Source organism: Aliterella sp. E5.1, assembly GCF_057473825.1.
The window spans coordinates 1-4,610 of record NZ_JBYCCV010000169.1 but is presented as its reverse complement, the minus strand read 5'-3'; the positions used below and the strand labels follow the sequence as shown (position 1 = coordinate 4,610).

The following is a 4,610-nucleotide window of genomic DNA, read 5'->3' as shown; positions in this document are numbered from 1 at the left end:
TCCCACAACTACAGCAGAAGTTAACTGATGCACTCCTTGCCATCACTCCTGAGACGATTGCTTCTCTCACTTCTTACAATTTCATCCTTGAAGCTTTATTTAGCGCAGCTTCATAAAGAATTGGTATTAGAACATAACGAGGTAAACCTCTGACTCCCCAATTACTAGAGTCTATACTCATTTGTTCAAAAAATAACTCCGCATGATATTTCGAGAAAAAAAGCGGAATATAACTTTTTCTCTCTAGGCGGTTAAGTCCTAATGCAAACCATGCACCTGTATTTTCACCTGCTCTAGTCGTCATAATTGTCCAGAATGGCTCTCCAATGCATGTTTCATCGGGGAGAGCCACTATTTTAAGACGTTCTCCGATGAGAGTCACCAAACATGGTAATTCATCAGATGTTAAAGCAAGAATACCTTTTTGTCTTGCAAAATTAATTGCCCCTGATTGATACCCACTTCTAGAAATAATTACTCCAATCACGCCGGGTATATCTCGGACTTTTGACTCAAGCGCATTGATAACTTCTCTTTTAACAGAAGATTGCCAGTCTTTGCATTCGATAATTACCCTATGACGAACTCCAGCACGCATAAATTCATAATAAACATCGATCTGATAGTCTTCGCCTGAAATTCCTCTCAAGAAAGTATTAGCTCCACCTGTGATAATAATTCCCTCGTCTTTGAGGTTCAGCAACATAGAATAAATGCTTTTTACATATGTCTCAAATTCCGCCCCTGCACTCATAATTTGAATTTATATTTGAATTGATTGAATGCTAACTATTGATTGTACTGAAATTTTACATATAATCTTTTACTCAGTGACAGCATACGAGCAGCACAGTCATCTTTGAGCAGAATAAATAGAATCTTTCTGTTCTCTATTGGGGTTCAAACCCCAGGAATCCATGATGTCCCAGCTAGAAGCAAACGCGCCATTGCCGCCGCTTCAATAGTTAGTGCAACTAAGTCCTCGCGTTCCAAGTGATGCACGTTTTGCTTGCCACACGCACGGGCAATTGTTGTTAATTCCATATTTAGGGTTTGCAGATAGTTTTTGACTCTTTTTGTCCCTACTTCAACTTCCAGCCTTTTTTCTAATACTGGAACACCTACCGGATACTTGCCTGTATGGCAATGGTGGCAAACTCCGGGCGCAGTACCGAGGGCGGCGTAATCTTCAACGGCTGAATGATGCGTACCATCTTGGACGTAAGTTTCGCTGTTGCAGCCTAAAGCAACTAAAATACCTTGACCTACTGATACCGCATCTGCGCCAAGTGCGATCGCTTTTGCCACATCTGCGCCAGTACGAATCCCGCCAGAAACGATTAATTGCACCTTTCCCTTCATGTCCAAGTCTTCTAGCGCTTCTACTGCTTGACGCACGGCGGCTAAGGTGGGAATGCCTACGTGTTCGATAAATACGGTTTGCGTGGCGGCGGTTCCTCCTTGCATTCCATCAACTACAATTACATCTGCACCTGCATGGACAGCTAATTTGACATCGTTAAATGTCCGCGAAGCCCCAACTTTAACAAAAATCGGTTTTTCCCAGTCTGTTAGTTCTCGTAATTGCTGAATTTTGATTGTGAGATCGTCTGAACCTGTCCAATCGGGATGGCGACAGGCAGAACGTTGATCGACTCCTTCCGGTAAAGACCGCATTTGAGCAACTCGCGGATTAATTTTTTGTCCCAACAACATCCCGCCACCGCCTGGTTTTGCCCCTTGTCCGATGACTATTTCAATTGCATCGCAAGACCGCAAATCGTCAGGATTGAAGCCGTAGCGTGACGGCAAGCACTGATAAATCAATGTTTTGGATGACATTCTTTCTTCTTGAGTCATGCCGCCGTCGCCTGTTGTTGTCGATGTCCCTATTTGTGTCGCCGCCCGTCCTAAAGCTTCTTTGACATTGGCAGAAAGAGAGCGAAAACTCATTCCGGCGATGGTGATTGGTATTTCTAATTGGATTGGTTTAGTGGCGTAGCGCGTACCTAGAACGGTTTTAGTAGAGCATTTTTCTCGATAACCTTCTAATATCATGTCCGCTTAACAGATTATGATAAAGGTGGAGAGTGAAAGTATGACCTATGCCGAAACGGATTGCGGTAGGAGAGCATTCAAGTATTGCCCAACTAGAACAGCTTTATAAACAGGCGAATTGTGGGGTAGAAAGCCGTCAGTATCAAATTATCTGGTTACTAGCCCAAGGAAAGAAAACGGAGGAAGTTATGGAGATAACAGGTTACAGCAGGACATGGATTTATGCTTTAGTCAAAAGATATAACCAGTTGGGGGTGGAAGGATTAGGAGACTTTCGCCACCAAAATAAAGGAGCCGCACCGCTAATTGATGATGTACAGCAAGCACAGTTATGGCAGGTTTTACAAGAAAAAGCCCCCGATGGAGGACTATGGAATGGTCGCAAGGTAGCAGACTGGCTAACGTCTTTGACCGGGCGACAAATTAGCCGACAGAGGGGATGGGAAATAATGCGTCAAATGACTTTTAGGCTACGAGTGCCAAGACCATCCCACACTCAAAGCAACGAGAGCGAACAACAAGGCTGGAAAAAAAACTAGCCACCGAAGTCAGTGTACTCCAAACCACATAAGAGCGAAGCAGAGATTCAATTGTGGTGCGAAGATGAGCATCGTTTGGGACTTAAACCAATTTTAAAACGAGTTTATGTACCAGAAGGCGAAACACCCATTGCCAACGTTAATTGGAGATATCAGTGGCTATGGTTATATGCCTTCGTACATCCCAAAACCGGAGAAACTTATTGGTGGATTCTGCCCTCTGTTAACACTAAGCTTTTTAATCAAGTTTTGGCAGACTTTGCGCGTGAGTTTGAACTAGGTGCTAACAAACATATTCTTCTAGCAGTGGATCGAGCCGGGTGGCATATTAGTGGTGAAGTAAAAATTCCTCATGGGCTACATTTAACATTCTTGCCCCCTTATTCACCAGAATTACAGCCTGCGGAACGATTGTGGGCTTTAGTTGATGAACCGATTGCTAATCGCTCCTTTGAAACCTTAGATGAGTTGGAAGATGTGTTATTTCACCGATGCCAATCTTTACTTCAACAGCAAGATTTGATCAAAGGATTAACTTGTTTTCATTGGTGGACTAAAATCGGAGATTAATCGTAACTTCCTTGCCGGACATAATATAACGCTCTTTCATCACTCTTGTGAGATAATAATAGAGGAGACCGTCATGCCTGCCTTTGTAGGACTATGGTTGAGCCTAGAGTTGCTACACCCACAATCAAGTTCGTCGATGATTACTGCCAATGGTATCAGTACTTGTTTCCAGAAGTGCGAAGTTTTGAAGCAGTTAAATATCTTCATGTTGGGATGATTTGAGATATCAAACGTAAAACTTTACCAGCGATAGCGAGAGTGGCAGGATTAGACAATGAGCAAGGATTATTACATTTTCTAACAGAATCACCTTGGTCAGTAAAAGCTTTGAGGTCAGCCAGATTAAACCTAATTCTAAAAGTGCTAGCTGGGCGAGAAATCAACTTAATTATTGATGAGACAGGAGACCGAAAAAAGGGACAACATACTGATTACGTAAAGCGGCAATATATTGGTAATTTAGGAAAAATAGAAAATGGCATTGTGGCAGTAACTGCCTATGGTTTTGTTGCAGGAATAACCCTACCATTAACGTTCGAGGTGTATAGACCGAAAGAACGACTCAAAGAAGGTGATGTGTATCGCAGTAAACCAGAAATTGCCGCTCAAATGATTCGAGAATTGAAAGCAATAGGGTTTCGATTTGGGTTTGTTCTTGCTGATAGCTTATATGGTGAGAGTGGCAGTAACTTTGTGGATGTATTGTATGAACTAAAGCTCGATTTTGCAGTAGCGATTCGTAGTAATCATGCCGTCTGGCTACCAAAAGAGCAAAAAGTTCGCTGCAATAGGTGGCGAGAGTTTGAGCGAGTTTTTTCAAATGGTAAAACTCAGAAACGGTACATTCGGGAAATCATTTTTGGCAAAGGTCGCTCCACTCAATTTTGGCAAATTACAACAGATAAGGAAACAACACCCAAAAATTCAACTTGGGAAGTCATGACATATATCCCTAATTTGAAATATCATCAAGTAGGTAATCTTTATGGTTTCCGAAACTGGATAGAGTATGGACTAAAGCAAAGTAAAAACGAATTAGGCTGGGCAGATTTTCGCGTGACTGACTACGCTCAAATCGAAAAATGGTGGGAAATCGCGATGAGTGTCTATCTCATGGTTAGTCTTCATGCCCAAGTTTTGAACAAGCCTGATGACAAAGAATTAAACCAAGCTACCGAGCCGATTGGGAAAAAATTTAGAGAACACGATTGGTGGGATAAGGGACAAGGATGGAAAAATCTACTCAACAATCTACGCTTAGTTATTCAACCTTATATCTTCTTTAATCTAAGTGAAGTACCCCAACCTGCTTTGCGAGGTTGGGGCTTCCAACCAAGCTCAATTCAGGGACGGTTTTATTCGTCCTCGGAGCTTCCCACTTCATCAGCCGATGCCTTCATCATCTAGTGACGATGTTGGACTTACTCAGCCTCCATAGGCAGT

The 4,610-nt window shown here is 42.5% G+C and carries 2 protein-coding genes and 2 pseudogenes; 2 read left to right on the top strand and 2 right to left on the bottom strand.

Features of this window, described 5'->3' with window-relative positions:
• Positions 1 to 73: 73 nt before the first annotated feature.
• Both AC2VE5_RS24150 and AC2VE5_RS24145 read right to left on the bottom strand, forming a co-directional pair.
• Entirely contained in the window at positions 74 to 754 is a 681-nt protein-coding gene (locus tag AC2VE5_RS24150; RefSeq protein ID WP_486890173.1) for a restriction endonuclease, read from the bottom strand.
• 146 nt (positions 755 to 900) lie between these two features.
• A complete protein-coding gene (locus tag AC2VE5_RS24145; RefSeq protein ID WP_486890172.1) occupies positions 901 to 2,058 on the bottom strand; it encodes an FMN-binding glutamate synthase family protein in 1,158 nt (385 codons plus the stop codon).
• Between the two features lie 47 nt (positions 2,059 to 2,105).
• On the opposite strand from AC2VE5_RS24145, the pseudogene AC2VE5_RS24140 reads away from it, so the two are divergent.
• Together AC2VE5_RS24140 and AC2VE5_RS24135 are read left to right on the top strand one after the other, a co-directional pair.
• Positions 2,106 to 3,167 (top strand): annotated as a pseudogene (locus AC2VE5_RS24140) (IS630 family transposase).
• 93 nt (positions 3,168 to 3,260) lie between these two features.
• Positions 3,261 to 4,574 (top strand): annotated as a pseudogene (locus AC2VE5_RS24135) (IS701 family transposase).
• Positions 4,575 to 4,610 lie beyond the last annotated feature (36 nt).

Bases quoted from the DNA above. Each gene is read 5' to 3' on its own strand.
- AC2VE5_RS24145 (WP_486890172.1), bottom strand. From the start codon at position 2,058: ATGATATTAGAAGGTTATCGAGAAAAATGCTCTACTAAAACCGTTCTA.
- AC2VE5_RS24150 (WP_486890173.1), bottom strand. From the start codon at position 754: ATGAGTGCAGGGGCGGAATTTGAGACATATGTAAAAAGCATTTATTCT.